20 protein-coding genes are annotated in these 24,357 nt (G+C 44.1%); 13 read left to right on the top strand and 7 right to left on the bottom strand.

Annotation, left to right across the window (positions count from 1 at the left end):
- Positions 1–129 precede the first annotated feature (129 nt).
- The 5 genes from ABDW33_RS05360 (at position 130) to ABDW33_RS05340 (ending at position 7,577) form a co-directional block, all read left to right on the top strand.
- The gene (locus tag ABDW33_RS05360) at positions 130–2,247 is read left to right on the top strand and encodes a bifunctional aldolase/short-chain dehydrogenase (protein ID WP_343689035.1); all 2,118 of its coding nucleotides are present in this window, start codon (positions 130–132) and stop codon (positions 2,245–2,247) included.
- 95 nt (positions 2,248–2,342) lie between these two features.
- Positions 2,343–3,617: a TIM barrel protein gene (locus ABDW33_RS05355; protein ID WP_343689034.1), complete on the top strand. Its 1,275-nt coding sequence runs from the start codon at positions 2,343–2,345 to the stop codon at positions 3,615–3,617.
- 251 nt (positions 3,618–3,868) lie between these two features.
- A complete protein-coding gene (locus ABDW33_RS05350) occupies positions 3,869–5,413 on the top strand; it encodes an FGGY family carbohydrate kinase (protein ID WP_343689033.1) in 1,545 nt (514 codons plus the stop codon).
- A gap of 22 nt (positions 5,414–5,435) precedes the next feature.
- Positions 5,436–6,173, top strand: coding sequence for a (Fe-S)-binding protein (locus ABDW33_RS05345; protein ID WP_343689032.1), 738 nt, complete (start codon positions 5,436–5,438; stop codon positions 6,171–6,173).
- An 18-nt stretch (positions 6,174–6,191) separates the two neighbouring features.
- The gene (locus ABDW33_RS05340; RefSeq protein WP_343689031.1) at positions 6,192–7,577 is read left to right on the top strand and encodes a lactate utilization protein B; all 1,386 of its coding nucleotides are present in this window, start codon (positions 6,192–6,194) and stop codon (positions 7,575–7,577) included.
- Between the two features lie 28 nt (positions 7,578–7,605).
- Here ABDW33_RS05340 and ABDW33_RS05335 read toward each other — a convergent pair whose 3' ends face one another.
- On the bottom strand, positions 7,606–8,817 hold the full coding sequence (locus ABDW33_RS05335) for a hypothetical protein (RefSeq protein ID WP_343689030.1): 1,212 nt from the start codon (positions 8,815–8,817) through the stop codon (positions 7,606–7,608).
- A gap of 76 nt (positions 8,818–8,893) precedes the next feature.
- Here ABDW33_RS05335 and ABDW33_RS05330 point away from each other — a divergent pair, with 76 nt between their 5' ends.
- Together ABDW33_RS05330 and ABDW33_RS05325 are read left to right on the top strand one after the other, a co-directional pair.
- Positions 8,894–9,934, top strand: a complete 1,041-nt coding sequence (locus ABDW33_RS05330; protein WP_343689029.1) for a hypothetical protein — start codon at positions 8,894–8,896, stop codon at positions 9,932–9,934.
- A gap of 351 nt (positions 9,935–10,285) precedes the next feature.
- On the top strand, positions 10,286–11,275 hold the full coding sequence (locus ABDW33_RS05325) for a 2-hydroxyacid dehydrogenase (RefSeq protein WP_343689028.1): 990 nt from the start codon (positions 10,286–10,288) through the stop codon (positions 11,273–11,275).
- 94 nt (positions 11,276–11,369) lie between these two features.
- Here ABDW33_RS05325 and ABDW33_RS05320 read toward each other — a convergent pair whose 3' ends face one another.
- Positions 11,370–12,686: an amidohydrolase gene (locus tag ABDW33_RS05320; protein WP_343689027.1), complete on the bottom strand. Its 1,317-nt coding sequence runs from the start codon at positions 12,684–12,686 to the stop codon at positions 11,370–11,372.
- A gap of 225 nt (positions 12,687–12,911) precedes the next feature.
- Here ABDW33_RS05320 and ABDW33_RS05315 point away from each other — a divergent pair, with 225 nt between their 5' ends.
- Entirely contained in the window at positions 12,912–13,481 is a 570-nt protein-coding gene (locus ABDW33_RS05315) for an LUD domain-containing protein (protein ID WP_343689026.1), read from the top strand.
- Positions 13,482–13,511: 30 nt separating this feature from the next.
- The gene (rhaM, locus tag ABDW33_RS05310; RefSeq protein WP_343689025.1) at positions 13,512–13,868 is read left to right on the top strand and encodes an L-rhamnose mutarotase; all 357 of its coding nucleotides are present in this window, start codon (positions 13,512–13,514) and stop codon (positions 13,866–13,868) included.
- A 68-nt stretch (positions 13,869–13,936) separates the two neighbouring features.
- Here the strand turns inward: rhaM and ABDW33_RS05305 are convergent, their stop codons facing one another.
- Positions 13,937–15,169, bottom strand: coding sequence for an ATP-binding protein (locus ABDW33_RS05305; RefSeq protein ID WP_343689024.1), 1,233 nt, complete (start codon positions 15,167–15,169; stop codon positions 13,937–13,939).
- 492 nt (positions 15,170–15,661) lie between these two features.
- Positions 15,662–16,246, bottom strand: a complete 585-nt coding sequence (locus ABDW33_RS05300) for a tetratricopeptide repeat protein (protein WP_343689023.1) — start codon at positions 16,244–16,246, stop codon at positions 15,662–15,664.
- 596 nt (positions 16,247–16,842) lie between these two features.
- Here ABDW33_RS05300 and ABDW33_RS05295 point away from each other — a divergent pair.
- Together ABDW33_RS05295 and ABDW33_RS05290 are read left to right on the top strand one after the other, a co-directional pair.
- Entirely contained in the window at positions 16,843–17,301 is a 459-nt protein-coding gene (locus ABDW33_RS05295) for a MarR family transcriptional regulator (RefSeq protein WP_343689022.1), read from the top strand.
- Positions 17,302–17,310: 9 nt separating this feature from the next.
- Positions 17,311–17,811 (top strand): GNAT family N-acetyltransferase, encoded by a 501-nt coding sequence (locus tag ABDW33_RS05290; RefSeq protein ID WP_343689021.1) that lies wholly within the window; start codon positions 17,311–17,313, stop codon positions 17,809–17,811.
- A 53-nt stretch (positions 17,812–17,864) separates the two neighbouring features.
- Here the strand turns inward: ABDW33_RS05290 and ABDW33_RS05285 are convergent, their stop codons facing one another.
- The gene (locus ABDW33_RS05285) at positions 17,865–18,191 is read right to left on the bottom strand and encodes a multidrug efflux SMR transporter (protein ID WP_343689020.1); all 327 of its coding nucleotides are present in this window, start codon (positions 18,189–18,191) and stop codon (positions 17,865–17,867) included.
- A gap of 251 nt (positions 18,192–18,442) precedes the next feature.
- Positions 18,443–19,015 (bottom strand): Crp/Fnr family transcriptional regulator, encoded by a 573-nt coding sequence (locus ABDW33_RS05280; protein ID WP_343689019.1) that lies wholly within the window; start codon positions 19,013–19,015, stop codon positions 18,443–18,445.
- 88 nt (positions 19,016–19,103) lie between these two features.
- Between ABDW33_RS05280 and ABDW33_RS05275 the strand changes: the two genes are divergently transcribed.
- Positions 19,104–19,709, top strand: coding sequence for an FMN-binding negative transcriptional regulator (locus ABDW33_RS05275; RefSeq protein WP_343689018.1), 606 nt, complete (start codon positions 19,104–19,106; stop codon positions 19,707–19,709).
- Positions 19,710–19,924: 215 nt separating this feature from the next.
- Here the strand turns inward: ABDW33_RS05275 and ABDW33_RS05270 are convergent, their stop codons facing one another.
- Positions 19,925–20,941 (bottom strand): GntR family transcriptional regulator, encoded by a 1,017-nt coding sequence (locus tag ABDW33_RS05270; protein WP_343689017.1) that lies wholly within the window; start codon positions 20,939–20,941, stop codon positions 19,925–19,927.
- Positions 20,942–22,580: 1,639 nt separating this feature from the next.
- Here ABDW33_RS05270 and ABDW33_RS05265 point away from each other — a divergent pair.
- Complete coding sequence (locus tag ABDW33_RS05265; RefSeq protein ID WP_343689016.1) at positions 22,581–24,332, top strand: nucleoside-diphosphate sugar epimerase/dehydratase; 1,752 nt, start codon at positions 22,581–22,583, stop codon at positions 24,330–24,332.
- The last annotated feature ends 25 nt before the right edge of the window (positions 24,333–24,357 follow it).

Raw genomic sequence — 24,357 nt, 5'->3', positions numbered from 1 at the left:
AATTCATTAACAATAAATAAGTAGTTATCCAATCAGCAAACAGATCATTGAAGCTGCAATAAGAACTGCATATCTCAATTTTTGGCTGATCAAAACTACCTGATAGTTAAAATATTTAAACATTCATACATGATTCAGTCTGTAAATTTCAAGCACGTAAGCTACTTATGGGATGAAGAAAAGGCGGCTGCACTGGCCGGCGACGAAGTTGGCCTCTTAATCTACCGCTCTAACCTCCTGGGCGCAGATCTTCGCTTAACAAACTATGGCGGAGGCAACACCTCCTGTAAAGCCATGGCCAAAGACCCGCTTACCGGAAAACAAACAGAAGTAATGTGGGTAAAAGGTTCGGGTGGCGACCTGGGTACCCTTAGGCGTAGTGGGCTCGCTGCTCTATATGTAGACCGCCTGCATAGCCTGGAAAACATTTACAAAGGCATTGAAATGGAAGACGAAATGGTGGAGCTGTTCAATCACTGCATCTATGACCTGAAATCCAAAGCTCCTTCTATCGATACCCCGCTGCATGGTTTCCTGCCATTTAAACATATTGATCACCTGCATCCCGACGCTGCCATCGCTATTGCAGCTGCTAAGGATGGTGAACGCATCACACAGGAACTCTTCAACGGCAGTATCGGTTGGGTACCCTGGCAGCGCCCGGGCTTTGACCTCGGTCTCCAGCTTCGCGAGTGCCTGAACAGCAATCCCAATATCAGAGGTATTATGCTCGGCTCTCACGGTCTCTTCACATGGGGGGATACCGCATACGAAAGCTATATCAACACACTCGAAGTAATCGAGCGGTGCGCCTCTTATCTCGAAGATAATTACAATAAAAAACGTCCTGTATTCGGCGGTGCAAAGATCAGCCCTGCCGCTCCGGAAGTACGTAAAAAACAAGCCGCTGCACTGGCTCCTGTATTACGCGGTCTTTGCTCTGGTCATACCCGCATGATTGGACACTTTACCGATGATCCCCGCGTGCTTGAATTTATCAATTCCAACGACCTCGCTCGTCTGGCTCCAATGGGTACCAGCTGTCCTGACCACTTCCTGCGTACTAAAATCAGTCCGCTTGTAGTTGAGCTGGATCCCCAGGCGTCCCTGGACGATGTAGCAACCGTTAAACAACAACTGGAACCTGCATTCGCAACTTACCGCCAGATGTATAAAGACTATTACACCGCCTGCCGTCATGACAACAGTCCTGCACTGCGCGATCCAAACCCGGTCGTAATTCTCTATCCCGGTATCGGTATGTTTACGTTCTCAAAAGATAAACAAACTGCCCGCGTTGCTGCCGAATTTTATATCAACGCCATCAATGTAATGAAAGGTGCGGAAGCTATTTCTGAATATACCGCCTTACCACGCCAGGAGGCATTTGATATTGAATACTGGTTGCTCGAAGAAGCAAAACTGCAACGGATGCCTAAACCGAAAGCTTTATCCGGCCGCATCGCACTGGTAACGGGTAGCGCCGGCGGAATAGGCAAGGCAATCGCCAGGAAGTTCGCTGACGAAGGTGCATGTGTGATCATCAATGATAATGATGCCAGCCGCCTCGAGAAGGCAAAAGACGAATTCCAGACACAATATGGTCCTGATGTATTTACGACTGCGATACTGGATGTAACAAAAGCTAACGATATTCACGAAGCATACGCAGTCGGTGCACTGGCATTTGGTGGTGTGGACCTTGTAGTGAACTGCGCCGGGCTGTCCATCTCCAAACCACTGGAAGCACATACTGAAAAAGACTGGGACCTGCTGTATGACGTACTGGTAAAGGGCCAGTTCCTGGTTACACAGGCGGGTGTTGAAATTATGCGCAAACAGGACATGGGGGGCGATGTGTTGAATATTGTGAGCAAGAACGCCCTTATGAGCGGTCCTAACAATGCTGGTTATGGTTCTGCAAAAGCTGCGCAACTGCACCTGAGCCGCCTGAACGCTGCTGAATTAGGAAAAGATAATATCCGCGTCAATGTCATCAATCCGGATGCGGTGATCGCCGATAGTAAAATATGGGAAGGTGATTGGGCCGCCGGCCGCGCAAAAGCATATGGCATCACTGTTGAAGAACTGCCTGGTTATTATGCAAAACGCACCCTGCTTAACCAGATCATTTTACCTGAGGATATTGCTAATGCCTGCTTCGCCCTTACTGGTGGCTTGCTGAACAAGTCAACCGGGAATGTGGTGAATGTTGATGGCGGCGTGGCAACAGCTTTTGTAAGATAATTACATCCATAAAATTACCCCGGCAAGGCTTGCACCGCAAGCCTTGCCCATTCGCTACTTTTTCGTTAAATTGAATCACGCGCAAAATCCTGGTTATGAATATTGAAAAATTCCACATCTCCGATTTTAACGACGCCCGCAAGCAAGCCCACGATCGCAATTTTCAGCATATTTCTGAAAAAGTCAATCACCTCACTGAGGTACTTGAAAAACTGGAAGAATTCCAGGTAGCCATCCCAAGTTGGGCCCTCGGCACCGGCGGTACACGCTTTGGCCGTTTCTCCGGTGGTGGTGAACCCCGCAGCCTGGAAGAAAAGATCACAGATATTGGCTTACTGCATGCCCTCAACCGTAGCAGTGGGGCCGTATCTCTGCACATCCCCTGGGATATTCCTGAAAACACAGCTAATATCAAAGCCCTGGCTGCACAATATGACATCCGCTTCGATGCGGTCAATTCAAACACCTTCCAGGACCAGGCCGGACAGGAATACAGCTACAAATTTGGTTCTCTGCACCATACTGATAAGGGTGTAAGGCAACAAGCCATAGAACACAACATCGAAGTAATCCGCTACGGTGTAGAACTAGGTTCCAACGCCCTCAGCCTCTGGCTTGCAGATGGTTCCTGCTTTCCCGGCCAACTGAACTTCCGTGGTGCCTTCAGGCGTACCTACGAAAGTCTGCAGCAGATCTATGCAGCACTCCCTGATGACTGGAAACTTTACATTGAATATAAAGCCTTCGAACCCAATTTTTATAGTACCACAATTGGTGACTGGGGTCAATCCCTCCTGTTCGCGAATAAACTGGGTCCTAAAGCTCAAACCCTTGTTGACCTGGGACACCACCTCCCTAACGCAAATATAGAGCAGATCGTTGCCCTCCTGCTGATGGAAGGCAAGCTGGCCGGATTTCATTTCAATGACTCCAAATATGGGGATGATGACCTCACAGTAGGCAGCATCAACCCTTACCAGTTATTCCTCATTTTTAACGAACTGGTAGAAGGCATGGACGCACGTGGTATGCACCACGCAAGTGACCTTGGCTGGATGATTGATGCTTCACACAATGTAAAAGATCCATTGGAAGATCTCTTGCAATCAGTAGAGGCAATCAAGATCGCTTATGCACAGGCACTGCTGGTGGATACAAAGGCACTACAGGCAGCGCAGCAGAACAACGATGCTGTAGCAGCCCAGGAGATCCTGCAACAGGCTTATCGTACAGATGTACGGCCACTGGTGGCACAGGCGCGCCTGAATGCGGGTGGCGTACTCGATCCGATCGCGTTTTATCGCCAGCATAAGGTGCGAGAAAACCTGATCAGAGAAAGAGGTATGAAGACTGTCGCAACTGGTTTGTAGTTAGTTTGCATGCCGCTGCAGGTAAAAGAAAACAAATGCTATGTACAACCTGATATCACTAAAGGAGCGAAAACACATTTCCCTTATAGTATCAGGAAGAGCAGGCAAAGCCACTCAATTTTGCTAGCTGGCGACATCATGCAAATTCCCGGAATTTCATCCGCTCTAATGCCCATTTACATATTGAGATTGAGATTGAATTTGTCAATGTGCAAAAGGCATATTGGCAAATTCTTTTTTAAACAGCAGCTATGAATTGTATTGCTATTTTAGATATCGGTAAGACCAACAAAAAGTTGTTCCTTATCAATGAACAATACCACATCGTCTACGAAAGAAGCATGACCTTCCCTGAAACCAAAGACGAAGACGGCGATAACTGTGAAGATATCCACCTCCTCACAAAATGGGTAAAGGACAGTCTGAAAGAACTGACCGCCCACCCGGATCTCCACGTAAAAGCAATGAACTTCAGCACATATGGCGCCAGCTTCGTCTACCTTAATGAAAAAGGCGATGTTATTGCACCCTTGTACAACTATCTTAAATCCTATCCCCCTATACTACAGGAAAAATTTCATAACAAATACGGCGGTCAGCTACAAGTATGCAGCGAAACAGCCTCTCCGGCATTGGGGAGTCTGAACGCCGGCCTACAGCTGTTTCGCATCAAGGAACAGCAACCGGAATTGTATAAACAGATCCGTTACGCTTTGCATTTACCACAATACGTGAGTTACCTGGTCTCTGGAAAATTTATGGCGGATATCACCAGTATCGGCTGTCATACCATGTTGTGGGATTTTGCCCGCCAGGAATATCACCGGTGGGTGAAAGATGAAGGACTGGAAACGAAGTTGCCTCCTATATTTCCGGGAAATGAAGTGACTGTTTGCTGTAGCCGGGATGTCTACCAGGACAACTCCGGTTCTGCATTCACTTCTCCACTGCAGCCTATAAATACCGGTTCTCCGGGAATTTCCCGTTCTGATACGCCTTCCGGCTCTCAGGGAACGATCAATGCCGGTCCTGCTGGAACGGCCACGTCCGATACTTCTTTCCAACAGTCAACCTGGTTCGTCGGCGCCGGTCTGCACGACTCCTCCGCAGCCCTCATTCCTTACCTCGAATCCTTCCAGGAGCCTTTCATACTCGTTAGTACCGGCACCTGGTGTATCACCCTCAACCCCTTCAATAACCAGCCGCTCACCCCGGAAGAACTTGCACAGGACTGCCTCTGTTATCTCACCTATCAGGGCCGACCCGTTAAAGCCGCCAGGCTCTTCGCTGGCAATGAACATGAACTGCAGGTGCGCAGGCTGTCAGAATATTATCAAACACCGGTAAATTACTACCAACAAATCGCCTTCGACCCCGCTATATTTGCTCATTTGCAGGCAACGGCGGTAAAGGAAGCACCGCTCGCAGGAAAAGACCTTTTACAGGCGTCCCGGTTTGCTCATAGATCATTGTCAGATTTCACGAGTTACGAAATCGCCTATCACCAGTTAATTATGGACCTGATGGAACAGCAGCAGCACTCCACTGCACTCGTCACCAATGGTACAGCGGTGCGACGCATTTTCGTTGACGGCGGTTTTGGTAAAAACCCGGTGTACATGCACATGCTCGCAGCCGCATTTCCCCACATGGAGGTATTTGCCGCTTCTGTAGCACAGGCTACTGCCATCGGTGCAGCGCTGGCCATTCACCGGCACTGGAATACTCAATCCCTCCCGGGAGATCTGGTTGAAATGAGGCATTATGCAGTGAACAGGGAATTAGCTTACAGGTAGTGCCTTATTTAAACGAACTTACATGAAAGTAGGACTCTTTATACCTTGCTATATTGACCAGTTCTATCCGCAGGTGGGCATTGCCACTTTATCCCTGCTGGAAAAACTTGGTTGCGAGGTCGTTTATCCGCAGGGACAAACCTGTTGCGGACAACCCATGGCAAACTCTGGTTTTGAACACCTCACCGGTGGTTGTAATGAGCTTTTTGTCAGGAATTTTGCAGACTTTGATTACATCGTGTCGCCCTCCGGCAGTTGCACACTGCATATCAAAGATCACCTGCACGTACATGACAAAGAAGATGCTGCGACGCACATTCGCCAGCACATTTACGAATTATCCGAATTCTTAACGGACGTTCTGCAGGTAAAACACCTCACCGCCCGTTTCCCTCATAAAGTTGGCATTCACCAAAGCTGTCATGGACAGCGCGGCCTGCATCTCTCTCAAATGACAGAGCTGGTGGCAGCACCCTATTCAAAACCACAACAGCTCCTCCAGATGGTGGAAGGCCTGGAACTTATAGAACTCTCCCGCAAAGATGAGTGCTGTGGATTCGGAGGTACTTTTTGCGTATTCGAAGAAGCCGTTTCCGTGAAAATGGGAAAAGACCGTGTCGCCGATCATGAAAAACATGGTGCGGAATATATCACCGGTAATGACGTGAGCTGCCTCATGCACCTGGAAGGTATTCTCAAAAGACAGCAGAGTAAGATCAAAGTGCTGCACATCGCTGAGATCCTGAATGCTGCTTTCTAAACACCAAAACTGATCTGAATGGAACCAACAACTGCATATAAAGAACACGCCGAGCTGGCGGAAGCATTCAATAAAAACGAACAGAGGGTAGACTGGCATGATGAAACCCTGTGGTGGGTGCGTCAAAAAAGGGATAAAATGGCCTGGTCCCTTCCCGAATGGGAAGACCTGCGTGAAGCAGCGTCTCAGATCAAATTTAATGTACTGGGCAATCTGCACGATTACCTGCTTGAATTTGAAAAAAACGCACAACTCAATGGTGCTATTGTGCATTGGGCAGCTGATGCTAAAGAACACAATGAGATCGTTCTGAAACTCCTCAGGGAACAGGGCGTACAGCGCATGGTGAAAAGTAAATCCATGCTCACAGAAGAGTGCCACCTGAATCCCTTCCTGGCGGAACATGGCATCGACGTCATCGATACGGACCTGGGCGAGCGCATTGTCCAACTTGCAAAGGAACCACCGAGCCACATCGTACTTCCTTGTATCCACAAAAAGAAGGAAGAGATCGGAGACCTTTTTCATATTCACTTAGGTACCCCTGCGGGAAATGCAGATCCCAAATTCCTTACTGCGGCTGCGCGACTGCACCTCAGGAAGGAATTTATCCAGTCTCGTGTAGCGATCACCGGTGTGAACTTCGCTGTGGCTGAGACAGGGGAGATGGTCGTATGTACCAACGAGGGAAATGCTGATATGGGCGCTCACCTTGCGGATGTACATATTGCGTGTATGGGGATTGAGAAGATCATTCCGCAACGCAAACACCTGGGCGTTTTCCTGCGTTTGCTGGCACGCAGTGCAACGGGACAACCGATCACCACTTACAGTAGCCATTTCCGTAAACCAGGAGCCGGACAGCAACTCCATATCGTCCTGGTGGATAATGGACGTAGCCGTCAGCTGGGTAGAGAGGAGTTCCGGAATTCGCTGAAATGTATCCGTTGTGGTGCATGTATGAATACCTGTCCTGTGTATAGAAGAAGCGGAGGGCATAGTTATCACAATGCGGTAGCAGGGCCGATCGGGTCTATTCTTGCCCCCAATCTGGATATGAAGGAGAATGCGGATCTGCCATTTGCATCTACGCTTTGCGGATCCTGTTCAAATGTTTGTCCGGTGAAGATTAACATTCATGAACAGCTTTATAAGTGGAGACAGGTAATTGTGCAGGAGGGATATGCAAAGACATCCAAAAAAGCGGGCATGCAGATGATGAATATGGTGCTTTCCAAACCTGCGGTGTTTAAAACTGCCGGTGGGGTAGGACGCTGGGTAATGAGGCACTTCCCCGGAGTAGTGAATAATGGCATGAACCCATGGTATAAACAGAGAGACATGCCAGATGCACCTAAAGAATCGTTTGCAGATTGGTATAAAAAGAATAAAACTATCAAATAGGTTTAAAAAGAAAACGCTTTAGTCCGGGCTAAAGCGTTTTCTTTAAATTCTTCTTCTGAATATCCTTCAACGTCTCCAATCCTCCCTTTGCGCTTTCTGCAATGCCCTCAAACACATAATTCTTCCCATCACTGGCCACCCTTACTCCAATTTTACCATTCCCTTCGTCATATACCTCATAAGCTGCATCTTCATTTTTAAATGCCAGTTTACCGGCGCTATACATCATCACACCGCCTACATTTTCCTGCTTCTTGTCATCATATGTCACCTCGGGATATGAAAATTCCACACTACCATCCTTCTGACACAATACATAAAAGAGGAATTCTCCTTCGCCACCAGCATGAAATACGACCACCTGTTTTCCATTCTTTGCCAGCGTAAAAGAAAACACAGTATCTGCCTGTTCACTCATATATTGTTTCAGCGTCTGTTCTTCTTTGCCATTGACCCATGTCTGCAGGGATACTTCTTCAAAATAAGGCTCTGTATTACTTAAACCGGACTCTTCTACACTCACAGTCTTCAACTGCCCGTTCTCCACTTTAAAACGCGAAAACTGGTGCCAGCAACAACCACTTTTTGTCATGGTCTCCAGCACCTTATCTTTTTGATTCACTACAAACATACCGCAATACTCCTGTGCCAGCCGGGTAAACGCCTCGCTATGTTTAAAACCGGTACCCTGTGCCAGCCAGATCTGGAAGGAAGGCCCGTGATAACAACTATTCTGACCATCCATCAAAGCAAAATCTTTCACACCGTCGAAGTTGAAATCCTCATAAATAATCAAACTTTGCTCGCCGTAAGGCGCTTCCAGGATGTTCGCCTTTACCTGGCCGTTATGGAAATCAAAGGTGAGCTCATCTGAGGAGGTATGCATCAGCTCTTTCTTCGTTACCTTGTCAAATACTTTCACCGTGCCGGCTTTGAATACATCTGCCGTATCACTTACCTGCACCAGTCCGTAATACTTATTGGAGAAACCGTCGATTTTAAATGAAGTGTTGTGCTGCGCGAACGCGCTGCTGCATGCTGATAATAGCAGGATAAGGAAAGATATTTTCATGACCGTAAATTCCTTTACAAAGCTAATAACAGTTAGCGAGGTGTGCAAGTATTGCTGTCCCAATCTTTCTACTTCCTGTACCCTCACCATCACATCGTGCCCCTGTGCCTCATCCGTGGCTGGCCCCCACCATTCTGTGTACACCTTCGCGGCATGTTCATTGTACATAGTCTCGTGTTGACCTTAAAAACCATATCATTCACCCTTTAAATGCTGACATATGTTATCAGATCAATTAGTTGTAATGCAAAAGCATGAAGCCCCACCCTGTATTTCCATTGTTATAGCGCTAGATGGGGCACAAGACAGAAAGGCGGCTTTGCAACTTATCCATCAATCCATTGAAGAAACCGCCGATCACCTTCGTACAGCCTGGCCCGATAAAGCCGATGTACTCATCAATGCATTAAATGAACTTTCCGATAGCTACAACTACAGCCCGGTTGATAAAGGTCTCGGACTATATGTAGCACCTAATTATAACAAACTTTTCGCATTCACCTTTCCCGTGCAGCCCAAGGTGATCCTGAGTGAGAAATTTGCAGTCAGGGAGTTGCTCTATCAGGAACAATATAGCTTTGACTATCTTGTTCTCCACCTGGAAGAAAAGAAGGTACAGCTTTTTCGCGGAAGAATGGGGCGCCTGGAACAGATCAGTGATGACAACTTTCCGCTTGATTTCGACGACGAATACGATTACAGTACGGCTACTGCCGGTGAAAGAGAGAAAGATAAATCCACGATCGTTGGCCGCCGCCAGAAGAATTTCTACAAGGCTGCCGACAGGCTGCTGGCGGCCTATCTGCATGGACAGCCCCTGATCCTCACAGGTCCCACAAAAGACATTGGCTACTTTGAGGACATCAGCATGCACAAGAAAGATGTGACAGCTTCTATCCACGGCAACTTCTCCAGCGTTCCTATGAAAACACTGGAAGACAAAGTATGGCCGGCCGTTTGCTCATTTATTGAAATGCGGGATCAGCAGGTGATACGTGAACTGGAAGATAGTCAGGCGCAGGTGGTAGACGGTATCCGCGCCGTACTGGACGCTGCAAAAGATGGCAGGGGCAGCAAGTTACTCATAGAGAAAGATTTTAACTCCGCAGACTTTATTGATGAGTTAACCGGCAAACTTCGCACGAAAAGTGCTGAAGCAACTCATACTATTGATGCCGTGGAAGATGCAATGCGCGCTGTAATCGATAAAAACGGAGAGATTATTTTTGTGAAAGAGGGAGTTTTAGAAGATCATAAACATATCGCCCTGATTACAAGGTATTAAAGATGCTTGTCCAGATATGTTTCATTGGGTTAAACATGAGGCAGTGGGAAAAACTATTCCTGCTGCCTCTTTTAGTTATGCAGCACTATAGATAATACAAAACGGGTGGAACATGGACCGTTATATTACTTCAACTTCAGCAAGTCAACCACTCCTTTGATAGGAATTGCCTGGCTAACGTATTTGTATATATTTCCAGATAAGCCGCTTATATGGCTACGATCACATAAGTTACACCCCCGCATCACAATTTCTTCCCGCCGGATTGACAAATTTTTATGATCTTAGTCAGACATTATCATACCTGTTATCATCTGAAAATTTACTATTGTTTGAATAACTTTGATCAACATGAAGACCGCCTTTTACAGTACACATAAATTTGAAAGAGATTTTTTGTTACAGGCAGCTGGTGATCAGCATGACTTAGTCCTGCTCGAACCAACACTTTCATTATCAACAGCGCCGCTGGCAGCGGGTTGTGAGGCTGTTTGTATCTTTGTAAACGACGATGGTTCCGCACCCGTCTTAGAGAAGCTCGCAGCAGTTGGGGTAAAGTATATTGCCCTGCGCTCAGCAGGATTTAATCATGTAGATATACAGGCAGCACATGCATTGGGAATGCGGATCTCCCGTGTGCCGGAATACTCTCCATATGCAGTGGCAGAACATACGGTGGCATTAATACTGGCACTTAACAGAAAGCTGGTGAGAGCACATAACCGCATCAGAGACCTGAATTTCTCTTTGGATGGCTTAACCGGTTTTGATTTACATGGTAAGACTGTTGGTATCATAGGTATGGGAAAGATAGGTAAGATCGTAGGCAGGATCATGCGGGGTTTTGGTTGTCAGATCATGGCATTTGACCGGTACCCTGATCATGAATGGGCGAAAGTATATGATGCTACTTATGTGAGTATCGATGAATTGTGCAGGGAGTCAGATATCATTTCCTTGCATGCGCCACTGACACAAGCTACGGAATATATAATAAACAAGCACAGCATTGCAAAAATGAAGAAAGGGGTAATGCTGATCAACACCAGCCGTGGTAGGCTGATCAATACACTGGATGTGACAGAGGGGTTGAAATCGGGTCAGATAGGATATTTAGGACTGGACGTGTATGAAGAAGAGAGGGGACTTTTTTTTGAAGATCATTCAAGTGATATCGTGCAGGATGATGTAATATCCCGGCTGATCACTTTTGCGAATGTATTGATCACGAGCCATCAGGCATTTCTTACAGACACCGCATTAAAGAATATAGCAGCAACGACGATGTACAATTTAGATTGTTTTGTGAAAGGAGAGAAGGGGGTGAATGAATTGGGGTAAATAATATCGGTGTAGATGTTTGAGTAAAAAGCCGTCTCATGAAAGAGACGGCTTTTTAGATAATAAGCTTTATCCAACAGTTGCTATAGTCTGTTTACATTGAACCGGGCATACTATTGCTCAATTTATATTGTGGTTTCTTTTTCGCATAGTCAAATACCAGTTGACAGAACACTTTTACACCCACATCCAGTTTTGAATCATCAATAAAGAAATCCGGCGTATGGTGCGCAGCCGCTTTAACCGGATCGGCGCCCGCAGGCATACCGCCCAGGAAGAAGAAAAATGCAGGTGCCTTATCTCCATAAAAAGAAAAGTCTTCCGCACCTGTCGTCCATTCAGTTTCGTTTACATTTTCTTTGCCGGCAGCTGCTTCGATAGAAGGTACCATAAGTTTTACAAGTTCGGGATCGTTGTAGGTCACCTTTGTTTTGTTTTCAATAACTACGCTTGCAGTCGCGCCGGAGGCTTCAGCTATTTTGGTGGCAGTAAGTTTCATTTTCTCGTGCACCAGTTCCAGCATCTTGTTGTCAAATGTACGGATGGTACCCTCCATTGTCAATTCCTCGGGAATAATATTGCTTCTTACCCCGCCATTTATCTTGCCGACAGTGATCACAACAGGCCCTTTTGTAAGTTCCGTCTGTCGGCTCACAATGGTCTGGAATCCCTGAATGATCTGTGATGCGACTACAATCGGATCAATTCCATTCCACGGTTGGGAACCATGGGACTGTCTTCCTTTCACTTTGATGGTAAACCAGTCGCTGGAAGCCATTTCTGCACCGGACTTATACTTTACCATACCAATGGGTGTCTGGGAATTGATATGCAGACCAAAGATGGCATCTACTTTAGGATTATCCATCACACCTTCTTTGATCATAAGTGGTGCGCCGCCCTCTTCAGGAGCGGGAGCGCCTTCCTCAGCAGGTTGGAAAATAAATTTCACGGTGCCTGGCACGTCTTTCTTCATGGCAGTCAACACGTCTGCAGTACCGAGGAGGATGGCGATGTGAGAATCATGTCCGCAGGCATGCATGACAGGGACCTGCTGGCCGAGGTATTCGGCAGTGTCCACTGATTTGAAAGGAATGTTGGCTCTTTCATACACCGGCAGAGCGTCCATGTCGGCACGGAGGGCGACAACCGGGCCGGGTTTGCCACCTTTCAGGATGGCAACAACGCCGGTTTTACCAATACCGGTGTGTACTTCAAGGCCCAGTTTTTTCAGGTGTTCGGCAACGAAGGCTGCGGTTTTGAATTCTCTGTTGGAAAGTTCAGGATGCTGGTGAATGGCGCGGCGCCAGTTGATAACGGAGTCTTTAATGGAGGCGACCGATTTGTCCAGGTTGGATTGGGCCACAGAGAGCATGGGTGCAAAGGTCAGCAGGATTAAACATCTTTTCATTAGGTAGCATAGATTTTGGTGAGCGTATGAGTGTACAAGATAAAATTAATTTTTGTTCCTATTCAGGATTGAGGTATGCGCAGGCAATTTCCCCGGATAGTATGTAAGTTTTTCATGGCAAGGGATTAAATGGGCAACAGGGAATGTTCAATATAAAGATATTTTCTAATTTCTTTATTATTTTATTTTCTCCCCGTATTTTGCACTGTAATTCAATGACAAATAATGAGCAGAGAAAGCATATTATCCGCTGTAAAACAGAACCAACCTGATGGGCAGGCCCTTCCGGAACTGGCACCTTTTCACCATGATGAAGCTGGCGATCCTGCTGCTTTCACTAAGGTTGTCGAGTTTTTGGGTGGTCAGGTAATAGCCATTAAAAGCTATGCTGATATGCTGCCCCTGATCAAAGAACATTCCCTGGTGGTGACCACTCATCCTGAGTTTTATCCTGATGGAATGCGGCAATGGCAGGAAGGGGACGGTCGTCAGCTGGAGAAGGTGGACCTGGCTATCATTCAGGGACAACTGGGTGTGGCAGAAAATGGTGCGGTGTGGGTTACTGACGATGAATTGCAGGTAAGAGCATTGCCTTTTATTGCGCAGCACCTGGCTATTGTGTTAAAAAGCACAGCTATTTTACCGACTATGCATGATGCTTACCGTAAAATAGGCGGTCCGGATGCGGGATTCGGCGTATTCATTGCAGGTCCGTCAAAGACTGCAGATATTGAACAGTCACTGGTTTTAGGTGCGCATGGTGCCAAAAGCCTGACAGTGTTCCTGATCGACTAGACCTTAAAGTAATAGACGAAAAATAACGGTATGCAGGTCACATTGCCTGCATACATTTCACCCACCTTGCCACGTATGAAAATCGCATTTAAAATGTACCTTAAACCCGGGTGCAAAGAAGAATACCGCCAGCGCCATGCTGCTATCTGGCCAGCACTGAAGCAGCTACTGAAAGAAAACGGTGTGAGCGACTACACGATCTTTCTTGACGATGCTACGAACACGTTATTTGCCGTGCAGCAACAATCCGGCGAACAGTCTTCGCAGGACCTTGGTACAACAGAGATTGTACAACGCTGGTGGGCTTACATGGCTGATATCATGGAAACAAATCCTGATCACTCCCCTGTTACTATTCCGCTGGAACCTGTTTTTCATATGGAGTAAAATTGAACGGGGTATATGCCACCTTCGCCGGATTACAAACATTTCTTCCGGCATTTCACAATGGTTTCTCACCCTTCCAGCAACTTCAGCTCTTCTTCAATCATCTCGCCGGCTATATCCACCATCTCTGGTGATATCATTCCGTTCTCCTCTACAATGTTTCTTACAACTCCGTCTTCCACTATATATGCACCCAGATCATCTTCTTTCAACCAGAATTTGCTATTCATCACTTTGGCCACATCATCTCCCTTTTTCCTTCCCGCATACACCTGGTTATTAATTGTCTTCAACACCGTAGGGCTATTTGTAGTCATCACTACCTGGTTGTTTGTATAATTCGCCACCAGGGTAATCAACGCTATCAGCTGCTTCTGAGCCAGCGGGTATAAGTGTGCCTCAGGTTCATCTATAATGATAAAGTACTCGACCCCACTCAACATGGTTGTAAACAGCTGCATCATTAACCACAATGATTCCTGCTGACCTGTTGATGCAACAGGCATTTCAATATAAGCTCCCTTCTTATCCAGTTTGATGCGCTCAACCTCTTCGCCATAAATATAATCTCCTTTCAGAATTTGCTTTATCAACGCTATGGCCAGTTCTACGCTCTCCCTATCCAGGATATTAAACGCAGTTTCGTTATTCACCATTTTCTCCAACTGCTCAAAATACAATGGTCGCATCTCCGCTATCTGTTGAATAAAGATTTTTATAGTATTGTCCAGCCTTTCGTTCAGATAGCGTCCGAAAATTCCATAAGCCATTACCCTTCCGGCAGGGATATAGACAGGAATTTGCTCCCTGTCAAATAATTCATAGATATAACTATCCAGCTCCAGGTAATAATTCTCTTTAAATTCCTGTGTTGCATCTTTATAGCGCTCGGATATAAAGGTCCTCAGACCGGCAAAGATATCCCTGATCTCCTGCTCCAATCTGTCACTAAATACTATCTGCACCACTTTCTTTTTCTGAAAAATGCTGACTAACTTATCGTTCCCATAATTATATTGTAAAAAGAAATCTCCATAACGCTCAGGGCTGTCCCAGAAGCTTTTAAATTTATTGACGATATGCTCCTTCAATATCATTTCAGGTAGGGGGTCTGCATTGATTCCTTCTACGATATCTGCTACCGTTCTGAATACTTCCTCCCGCAATGACTTAAATATATATAGGATCTTCAGGATAGTACTCTTCCCACTCGCCTGCGGACCAATAAAAATCATGTAATCCTGTATTTTCAATTCCACTTCTTTCAGTGGGCCAAATTTTCTGATTTTTAACTGTTGCATTTTCCGGACTTTTACTATTGCCCACTACCAAGTTACCAGAAAAAATACGATTATAAAAATTATTTATTTACGTAATGTGTTGGTTTTCAAATTAAAACAACGCGTATCAAATTAGCGTCTTCGTTATCATTATTGTCTTTGTTTTCTCATAGAAAGGTTTTTAATGTCAGGGTTATCCATTTACCAGATATATGCTTTTTCATCGCCGGAAGATGCCGGGTAGTGTCACACGCGTACGACCTTATTGTGCTGTCAATATTAATTGCTGTACAATGTTACTATCATAAAAATTGCCAGAGTTGTCTGATCTCCTTTATGCTGTTCCTGCGTTTAATGTGCAAAATAACTGGGTGTGTCGGGGCGCACTGAGGATAACGGTGACTATCCATTCAGGTTTCTGTGAGAAGTATGAAATGATACCTCTACCATTTTAATGTGTAAGAAGGGGGGGCTACCGCGGGAACGAAATGCTTTTTACATTTGGAGGAAGTACTATTTCTTTAATGCGCTGATCGCGGCTTTATGTCCGGTGTGGGCGGCTTTTTCAAAATAGAATTTTGCCCAGCGATTGGATTGGATAACACCATCGCCTTGTTTATAGCAGAGGGCGAGGTTGTACATTGCACCGGCCAGACCTTGTCTGGCGGCTTTTTTATACCAGAATACGGCTTTCTTATGGTTCTTTCTCACTCCGTGGCCGTAAAAATAGAAATAGCCCATTGAGCGTTGGGCTTCCATGTCGCCGAGTGCCGCGGCGTATTTATACCAGCGGAAAGCAGTTTTATAGTTTTGGGCTACTACCTCACCTTTGTCGAAGTAGAATCCTATGTTGTAAGCGGATTCCATATGGCCTTTTTCTGCGGCCTTGAGGTACCAATTAAAGGCAATGGTGATGTCCCTTGAGATGCCGCGCCCCAGGTCGTAGCACGTACCGATGTAGAATTGAGCGCGGGTATGGCCGGCCATGGCGGCTGGGTACCAGTGGGCAAAAACAGTTTTCCAGTTGACTTTTCCGGGCGTATTAAAGGCCAGTTTATATCCGTCTTCAAATCGGCTGTTTTTTTCCTTGTTGGTCATGTACCGTGTATGTTTTTTAAAGCGGGAAATTAAGATCTTCTGTTTAAAATTAACCACTATAATACTGTAAAGGTGAATCATTCACGATAAAACCCGCCATGTCCATCATCAACTGCTTCCACTATATTTCCCCGTATTTATGATCGCTGATTATTAACGTCTTACGCTGTTTTGATGGCTATTTCCACACTGGTAAAATCCATTGATATTGTGGGTAGCACCTGCAATCCTTATTAATGTCAGATGAGTGCCCGGCAATTTTTCCTTGCCAAGGAGGAAAAGACGAAGGTAGCACTTCACTTTAACGAGCAATTTTTCAGGCAATAAAGAATATGTCGGGGATACTGTATTGACGTTACTACCAGTCTACCAAATGAGTACTAGTACGGCACCATAAGTACACCTCAATATCGAATTGATATAGAGGTGTACTTATGATGTACTTATGGTGCACTTAAAATGTCCTATTGAATGTACCGGCAGGGTATAGCCGGTTAGGTGAAAGGCCGGCGAAAAGCAGGGGTGTTATTACCCCGAAATACTATTTTCTTAATTTAGTGGACTTTGTCCACTAAATTAATTACCTTTACTTTATCATGTCAAAAGCAGTCATACAGGAGATCCGGGCATTTAACCGGTTTTATACAGATCTGATCGGTCTGTTAAATAAGCATTTGCTGAACAGTGCGTATTCATTGTCAGAGGTGAGGATTATGTACGAGATACATACCGCCGGGGCGGTGCAGGCGTCGCAGATTATGGGGGCGATGGATATCGATAAGAGTTATCTGAGCAGGATTTTGAAGAAGCTGGAGCGGGACGAGGTGATAGTAAGGAAAGCATCAGAGCAGGATGGGCGTGCTGTGGTCGTGTCGCTAACGGAGCAGGGGGAGGAGCTGTTTCAGGAATTAACGCGGTTGACAGAGGAGCAGGTCGGGGGGCTGATTGCACATTTGAGCGAACAGGAACAGGAGGATCTGGTGGGGCATATGCACGCGATCAGGAAGATATTGCCGGGAAGGTCGGCAGTACAAACATCAAAAAACAACCAATAAACAGCCATCATGAAAGCAGGAATCACTTTAGCCAACATCAGCATCAGAACGGAATTACAACCCGGAGACCTTGGTTTCCTGGCCTATATGCATGCAAAACTTTATGCAAAGGAAATGGGATATGGGATCAATTTTGAAGGATATGTCCTCGACGGGTTAGGAGAGTTTGCACATCAATATGATCCTGCTAAAGATTGTGTCTGGATCTGTGAACATGAGGATAAGATCATAGGTTCGCTGGTAGCATTTCGCAGAAACAACGATATACAGTTCAGGTATTTTATTTTTCTGCCGGAATACCGGGGGATAGGCTTAGGGAAGCACCTGATGTACGAGTTTATGAAATATGCGAAAGCATCCGGGTGTAAGCATATTTATTTATGGACTACGACGGAGCAGGAAACCGCCATCTCCCTGTACACAAAGTTTGGATTTAAGCAGACGGAAGAAAAGTTTTCAACTGCTTTTGATAAGCCATTGACAGAGTTGCGATTTGATCTGGCCTTATAGGTAAAAATGGAAAGGATCCATAAACACAGCAAAAGAATGATCCTATACAGGGATCATTCTGCTACTACTTTCAAACCGATAATAGACCCTATGAGCAGCGTGATAAAAATTATCCGCCATATATTCACAGGGTCTTTGAATATAAAGATGCCGACCAGCACTGTACACACTGTACCAATACCTGTCCAAACCGTATAGGCTGTGCCGATAGGAATCGTTTGCGCTGCTTTCATCAGCAGGCCGAGACTGAAAGCCATCGCAATGACTAATGCGGCGTACCAGTCATAAGCAGCAGAACCACTGGCTGCCTGCACTTTCCCTAAGCAAAATGTAAAGGCTGTCTCTAATAACCCTGCGAGAATTAATATTATCCAATTCATGGTTGCAAAGGTCCGGATAGGGTAGGAGAATATTTTATACAAATGATAAAAAATTCATCTGGCAAGAAATCACAAAGATGTAAGGTTAACATTTAATCTGATCCGGCAATAACAGTCCCCCAAAAAGTAAATACCAGCCACCGCTGGTGCTGCAAAATAGAATTGCTACTTACACACGTACGCACAGGAATATTGTCTCATCCCACAAAAAACACCCCATCCGCTTTTTCCTATCTACATGAATAATGCAGCTAAATAACTTTGTTATGTTTCGTTCTGATCCTACTCAAACTAACCTGCGTAATCCCAAGATAACTCGCTATATGTCCCAGCGAAACCCTTTGCAATAACTCCGGCGTTTCCTGCATTAACTCTCCATACCTTTCCGCCGCTGTTCTGAACTGTCGTGCTATCAATCTTTGCTCGGTCTTCACAAGCTCAATCTCCGCCAACTTCCTTCCCCAGTTCGCAATATGCAAATCTTCATTATACAATCTTTCCAGGGCTGCCCCATCCAACTGATAAAACTCGCTATCTTCCAACAACTCAATATCCTCATAACTCTTTTCCCGGCTCACGTAGCTCTTCATCGACAATACAGGGTCACCTTCCAGTCCAAAATAGAAAGTAATACTTATCTCATCCTTCTCTGTAAACGCCCGCACAATTCCTTTCTTAATAAAATACAAGTGATGATCTATCTTGTCCGCCCTGAATAGCAAATGGTATTTAGGAAAAGATACTACAGTTGCAATATCCATTAATTTAGACTCTGCTGCAGCAGGTATTGGATGAATCCGTTGTATGAGTTCCGTCAAGATCATAATATCACAAAAATAAATATTCTCTGGACTATTCGTTATTTCCCTGCTGGCCTCCTGCAGGAGCAAAAAGAAACAGCACCTTTGTACCATGTATATACCCAACGATAACTTAATGGACAATGCTGCTGAAATCCTTTCCTTTATTCAGCGGTACAGCTTTGGTACTATCATCACCAATATCGGGGGACGCCCTGTGGCCACACACCTGCCTTTTCATGCAGTAATGAGAAACGACCAGTTAGTGCTTACCGCACATATGGCGAAGGCTAATAAACAATGGCAGGCAATAACAACGGAAGAAAATCTCATCATTTTCTCAGAGCCGCATGCTTATATTTCCCCGGCCAATTACGACAGCATGCAATCTGTACCTACGTGGAATTACTTGTCTGTGCATGCATATGGAAAGGCAAATGTCATTTCGGATAAAGCAGCGGTAATGTCGATACTGGAAGATGCTATTAAAGATTATGAACAGGAGTATATGATACAATGGAATGAGTTGCCCGGGAGTTTTAAACAGAAGATGGCAAACGGAATTGTTGCGTTCGAAATAGTAGTGACTACCTTGCAGGGAAAGAAGAAACTGAGCCAGAACAAAACACCAGATGAGCGGAAAAGGATCATTGAATCATTGGAAAAATCAGGGGATGCATCCGGTTCTCAGTTAGCGGAGTACATGAAGAATCAGTAAATGACAGGGGGCTTATTCCAGGAGGTGCAAAGCGAAATCAAACCCAGCCGATGAATCAAATTAGAATCAAATTAAATACGAATCATATCCAAATTTTTGCAGCAAATTAACGGCAAGTTAATATCAAAATTTGAGAGGACTTCTTCAACTCATTTTACGGAAAAAAAATCTAACGATCCTGCACTTCAGATGCGTTCAAAATCAGGTTCGGTTGCTTATAGCGAATTCCTCAATATCAATTTAAACTCATTCTTTACCACTTCCATTTTCTTCCCCAGAATCATGCGGGCAGCGGTTTTCCCCATCTCATCATGATCTGTGGAAATAACTGTTATACCGTCTAATAATATCTCTTTCAGCAAAGTTTCATTATAGCTGACTATTCCCACATCCTTTCCAATTTTCAACCCCTGATTGCGGCAGATTTTCACCAGGTTGACCAGGTCCATTTCCTCAATTATCACATATGCCTGTCCCTTTATCACAGGTGTATCCAGTTCCACTCCTTCAATCACAGAATAATTAAAATCATTCATCCTGCAGAAATATTGGAACCCCATTTTAATCTCTTCAGGATAAGGGGTCATACCCGGGTTGACATACACTAACCGGTCATATTTCTTTAATGGGGGTAAAGCATCTGTTAATGATGCATATATATCTTTCTCAAAATTCTGATATACGAGTCCGTATTTTCCTTTCAGGCCGGGCAGGTCTCTATCCAGTAAAATCAATTGATCCGCAGGAATTCGTTGAATGATCTCTAATACTTTCTCCGGCTGTTCATAGAAATGAGGCATGATCACATAGTAGTCGTAATCCCCGATCCGGTTATTTATAAGATTTTGAAACAAGGTCACACTATGATGATGTATATGCAGATCAACAAATACATTATCACCTAACGCATGTACAAAAGCGTTATACAACTGCTTTTTATAATTGCTTATTTTATTGAATAGGAGTAATACCCGCAGCGGTGTGGTGACGTCGGTACGATTTATAAAGTATCCTTTACCTTTTACTGATATGATTACTTTTTTATCCCTCAGTTCATTGTAAGCTTTTTCTACGGTTCCGCGTGACAACAGGTATTCTTCACTCAATTCATTTATAGATGGAATCTGGTGGTCGCGCTGCAAAATGCCATCTCTAACGGCTGCCATAATAGAATGTACGATTTGCTGATAAACGGGAATTTTACTACTGGTATCAAGTTTCAGCCCTTTCATACTGGCAAAATACTAAAACTTCCCGCACGATACGTATTTATACGCAACATCGGCGTAGAAGCACTGATAATCACATGGGGAAACTTTTTATATATCAATTTCAACCAAATTTGCACAATTGTTGTTTAAATAATTAGCAGAGGAGTTAAATACAAATGCCATCTGAAATCAATGAAGGTAAGAGGCTGGAACATTATCCCGACAACAGTGTGCAATTGACGAGTTAAATTAATAATTCTTATCACATACAATTTCGTTTATATGCAGACGTAGTTTAAAATTTGCTCATGTGTTCATAGTCCTTAACAATTCATTATTGTTTTTGTACTATTCAGAGTATTATTTTTGCGGCGAAAATACAGTTACATTTACATACTCATTTCCCTCCCTAAGAATTTTAACCATCTGAATGAAGACTGCCATTAGCACGGGGTATTATCGTTATTCCGAACTAACTGAAACGGTTATATCTACACAACTTTTAATTAGGTTATGAATCACAATCATGAAGCTGCAGTTCCCCCAAGTACTGCCCACAAGAGAGTACACCGTTGTCCCCGGTGTAAAGGAGGAACCCTTGAAGATAGAGTTCCACGGGGATTTTTTGTCAAGTATCTGCTAGGGGTACTTCCCCTTAGAAGATATATTTGTTATAAGTGTTTCAAGAAATCCTACGTATGGCACAGAGAGGATAATTAATCCTCAATTCTCATTTTCCCGCACGGGTTAAACGGCATGTGTAAACTCGCCCGTGTGGGAAATATTGCTGATATTAACAATGCTCTTTATTTGTTATTACCTCAATTAAATTGTTTTTCGAAAAAAGACAAACAATCTTTCTCTAAAGTTGTTAAGTCATCAAGATACTCCAGTTGAATTGGTATAGTGTTTGCTTGATTAGTCATCACTGTCGGTAATTGTGAGAATGGCACCTTATCAAACTTATTGTTTTAAAATTATCAGACACAATTGTCTTTAGAGTTAATCATGCCTCCAATAAAACTATTCAAGTTAAACGTTACGTAAAGACCAAGGTTACCATCCAGGTAACAACCGAAACACCTTAAAGTGGTCCGTTTAGAGAACTGCCCCTTTTCCGGTGAATTTTGTCGAAACGCACCCAAAAGATTGTAAATATGGATACGTATAAATACGTTTTTTTTTAATTGATTAGTATTCATCCTATATAGATCCTTCCAAACTGAGCATTGTATAAAAGGTATAATGTATTAATTTTGAATGGTTTATAAGTTGTGGATAAAAATATATTGATCAAATTACATATTAATAAAAAAAACATCTGATCTTAAGTGCTCATTCTTACTGCAAAATTTGATATTATATATTTATTTTGCACGCTGTTTATCTCTCAGGGCATAAACAGAATATAAGGGTAAGTATTAGAGATTGGGACAATTTTAAATCACTGATACAGTTTTAACCTTATCTAATTAATTCGATGACTAAGAGATCTTGGATAACTCCGTCCTGGCTGATACTATTATTGGACCTAGGTTGTTCTATTGTTGCGATGAACCTGGCGTATTTGCTCAGGCTTAATTTTAACCTCGAAGATTTTAGCCACTATCCCATCAAGGATTTAATGGTAATAGTGGTATGTACAAATCTGTTGACGTCGATGATTTTTCGTACTTACACGGGTATTGTACGATACACCAGTATGTCAGATATCGGTAGAATCTCCGGTATGGGATTATTGGGAAGTATCATCTATTTTTCTGTAAATTATGCATCTGTACACTTCGGCACAGGTACAATGATTCCATTATCAGTCATTGTAATTAACTTCTTCATCAACATTTCCGCTTTACTTTCTTACCGGTTATTTGTTAAATGGGCGTTCCATTATTATGCACGCTATGGTTCAATTAATAAGACCAAAGCTGTCATCTATAATGCTGGGCATTCCGGCATAATGGTGCAAAAGGCAATAAGTGAAGACGCAAGCGGTGAAATCAGAGTCTGTGGGTTCCTGGACGATAAACTCACAAGATCTGGAAAGCGATTGGAAGGGCTGCCTATTTTTGCTACCAATCGTGCCTCACTTGAGAAACTGGCAAACCAGGAAGGTGTAAAACTCGTGTTGATTGTTGAAGAAGCTATCGACTCTCAGTTATTAAATAACCTGGTAGATCATTGCCTTTCTCTCAATATCAAAGTACAAAAGGTATTACCGATCAATAAATGGATCAATTCTGGCTGGAACCCTTCCAAACTACAGGATATCCGTATTGAAGACCTCCTGGACCGTTCAGTTATTAATATTAATAACGCGCAGGTTCGCAAAGAGGCTAAAGGAAAATCTATCCTCGTCACAGGTGCTGCCGGTTCAATTGGTAGTGAACTTGTAAGACAACTGGTAAAATTGAGTCCTTCTGTATTAATCCTCTGTGATAAGGCCGAATCTCCGCTGCATGAGCTGGAGCTTGAATTACAGGATCTCGCCCCAAATGTACCGGTTGTTCCTTTTATCGCTAATATCTGCGATAGAAATCGTATGCAGCAGTTGTTCGAAGTCTATGAACCTGCTATGGTTTATCACGCTGCTGCCTATAAGCACGTGCCGATGATGGAAAAGAATCCTTCAGTAGCCGTTTTGAACAACGTACTGGGTACAAAAATTCTCGCGGAACTGTCTGTAGACTTCGGCGTAGAGAAATTCGTTACTGTATCGACAGACAAAGCTGTTAATCCAACGAATGTAATGGGCGCTTCCAAGAGAATTGCAGAGATCTTTACACAGTCTTTTAATCACCATCTGCATAAGCATTATAAAAAGACGGGGCCAGTATATGGCAATCCGCCTACAAGATTTATTACTACCCGTTTTGGAAACGTATTAGGTTCGAATGGTAGTGTTATTCCCCGCTTCAAACAGCAACTTGAAAAAGGTGGGCCACTTACTGTAACACACCCGGAAATTACCCGCTATTTTATGACCATCCCTGAGGCTTGCCAACTGGTGCTGGAAGCAGGAGCGATGGGACAGGGCGGCGAAATCTTTGTATTTGATATGGGACAACCTGTCAAAATTGCGCATCTGGCCAGGAAAATGATCCTTATGAGTGGTCGTGAGCCAGGTAAGGATGTACAAATTGTGTATACAGGATTGCGCCCAGGTGAGAAACTGTACGAAGAATTACTTAATAATTCAGAGAATACAGTGAGCACATATCATGAGAAAATCATGATTGCAAAGGTGAGAGAATACGATTTTGTTACGGTAAATCAACGAATTGAAGAACTGATTGCAAGTGCGAATAAACATTATGTGACCCCTACAGTTGTGATGATGAAACAACTGGTGCCAGAATTCATTAGCAAAAATTCGGCATATGAACAATTAGACAAAGACAAAATAAAAATCTGATATTAATACCAGATAAGCTCGAACG

It is taken from the genome of Chitinophaga sp., from assembly GCF_039596155.1.
In the GTDB taxonomy this organism is placed as follows: Bacteria; Bacteroidota; Bacteroidia; order Chitinophagales; family Chitinophagaceae; genus Chitinophaga.
The sequence above is the reverse complement of the archived record's forward strand: the minus strand, read 5'-3'. Positions and strand labels throughout refer to the sequence as shown.

What these genes read in the sequence shown, in the direction of transcription:
- ABDW33_RS05295 (WP_343689022.1), top strand. Translation starts at nt 16,843, where the DNA reads ATGTCAAAAGCAGTCATACAGGAGATCCGGGCATTTAACCGGTTTTAT.
- ABDW33_RS05360 (WP_343689035.1), top strand. Translation starts at nt 130, where the DNA reads ATGATTCAGTCTGTAAATTTCAAGCACGTAAGCTACTTATGGGATGAA.
- ABDW33_RS05320 (WP_343689027.1), bottom strand. Translation starts at nt 12,686, where the DNA reads ATGAAAAGATGTTTAATCCTGCTGACCTTTGCACCCATGCTCTCTGTG.
- ABDW33_RS05350 (WP_343689033.1), top strand. Translation starts at nt 3,869, where the DNA reads ATGAATTGTATTGCTATTTTAGATATCGGTAAGACCAACAAAAAGTTG.
- ABDW33_RS05270 (WP_343689017.1), bottom strand. Translation starts at nt 20,941, where the DNA reads ATGAAAGGGCTGAAACTTGATACCAGTAGTAAAATTCCCGTTTATCAG.
- ABDW33_RS05355 (WP_343689034.1), top strand. Translation starts at nt 2,343, where the DNA reads ATGAATATTGAAAAATTCCACATCTCCGATTTTAACGACGCCCGCAAG.
- ABDW33_RS05340 (WP_343689031.1), top strand. Translation starts at nt 6,192, where the DNA reads ATGGAACCAACAACTGCATATAAAGAACACGCCGAGCTGGCGGAAGCA.
- ABDW33_RS05330 (WP_343689029.1), top strand. Translation starts at nt 8,894, where the DNA reads ATGCAAAAGCATGAAGCCCCACCCTGTATTTCCATTGTTATAGCGCTA.
- ABDW33_RS05325 (WP_343689028.1), top strand. Translation starts at nt 10,286, where the DNA reads ATGAAGACCGCCTTTTACAGTACACATAAATTTGAAAGAGATTTTTTG.
- ABDW33_RS05285 (WP_343689020.1), bottom strand. Translation starts at nt 18,191, where the DNA reads ATGAATTGGATAATATTAATTCTCGCAGGGTTATTAGAGACAGCCTTT.
- ABDW33_RS05305 (WP_343689024.1), bottom strand. Translation starts at nt 15,169, where the DNA reads ATGCAACAGTTAAAAATCAGAAAATTTGGCCCACTGAAAGAAGTGGAA.
- ABDW33_RS05315 (WP_343689026.1), top strand. Translation starts at nt 12,912, where the DNA reads ATGAGCAGAGAAAGCATATTATCCGCTGTAAAACAGAACCAACCTGAT.
- ABDW33_RS05335 (WP_343689030.1), bottom strand. Translation starts at nt 8,817, where the DNA reads ATGTACAATGAACATGCCGCGAAGGTGTACACAGAATGGTGGGGGCCA.
- ABDW33_RS05345 (WP_343689032.1), top strand. Translation starts at nt 5,436, where the DNA reads ATGAAAGTAGGACTCTTTATACCTTGCTATATTGACCAGTTCTATCCG.
- rhaM (WP_343689025.1), top strand. Translation starts at nt 13,512, where the DNA reads ATGCAGGTCACATTGCCTGCATACATTTCACCCACCTTGCCACGTATG.
- ABDW33_RS05275 (WP_343689018.1), top strand. Translation starts at nt 19,104, where the DNA reads ATGTATATACCCAACGATAACTTAATGGACAATGCTGCTGAAATCCTT.
- ABDW33_RS05265 (WP_343689016.1), top strand. Translation starts at nt 22,581, where the DNA reads ATGATTTTTCGTACTTACACGGGTATTGTACGATACACCAGTATGTCA.
- ABDW33_RS05300 (WP_343689023.1), bottom strand. Translation starts at nt 16,246, where the DNA reads ATGACCAACAAGGAAAAAAACAGCCGATTTGAAGACGGATATAAACTG.
- ABDW33_RS05290 (WP_343689021.1), top strand. Translation starts at nt 17,311, where the DNA reads ATGAAAGCAGGAATCACTTTAGCCAACATCAGCATCAGAACGGAATTA.
- ABDW33_RS05280 (WP_343689019.1), bottom strand. Translation starts at nt 19,015, where the DNA reads ATGATCTTGACGGAACTCATACAACGGATTCATCCAATACCTGCTGCA.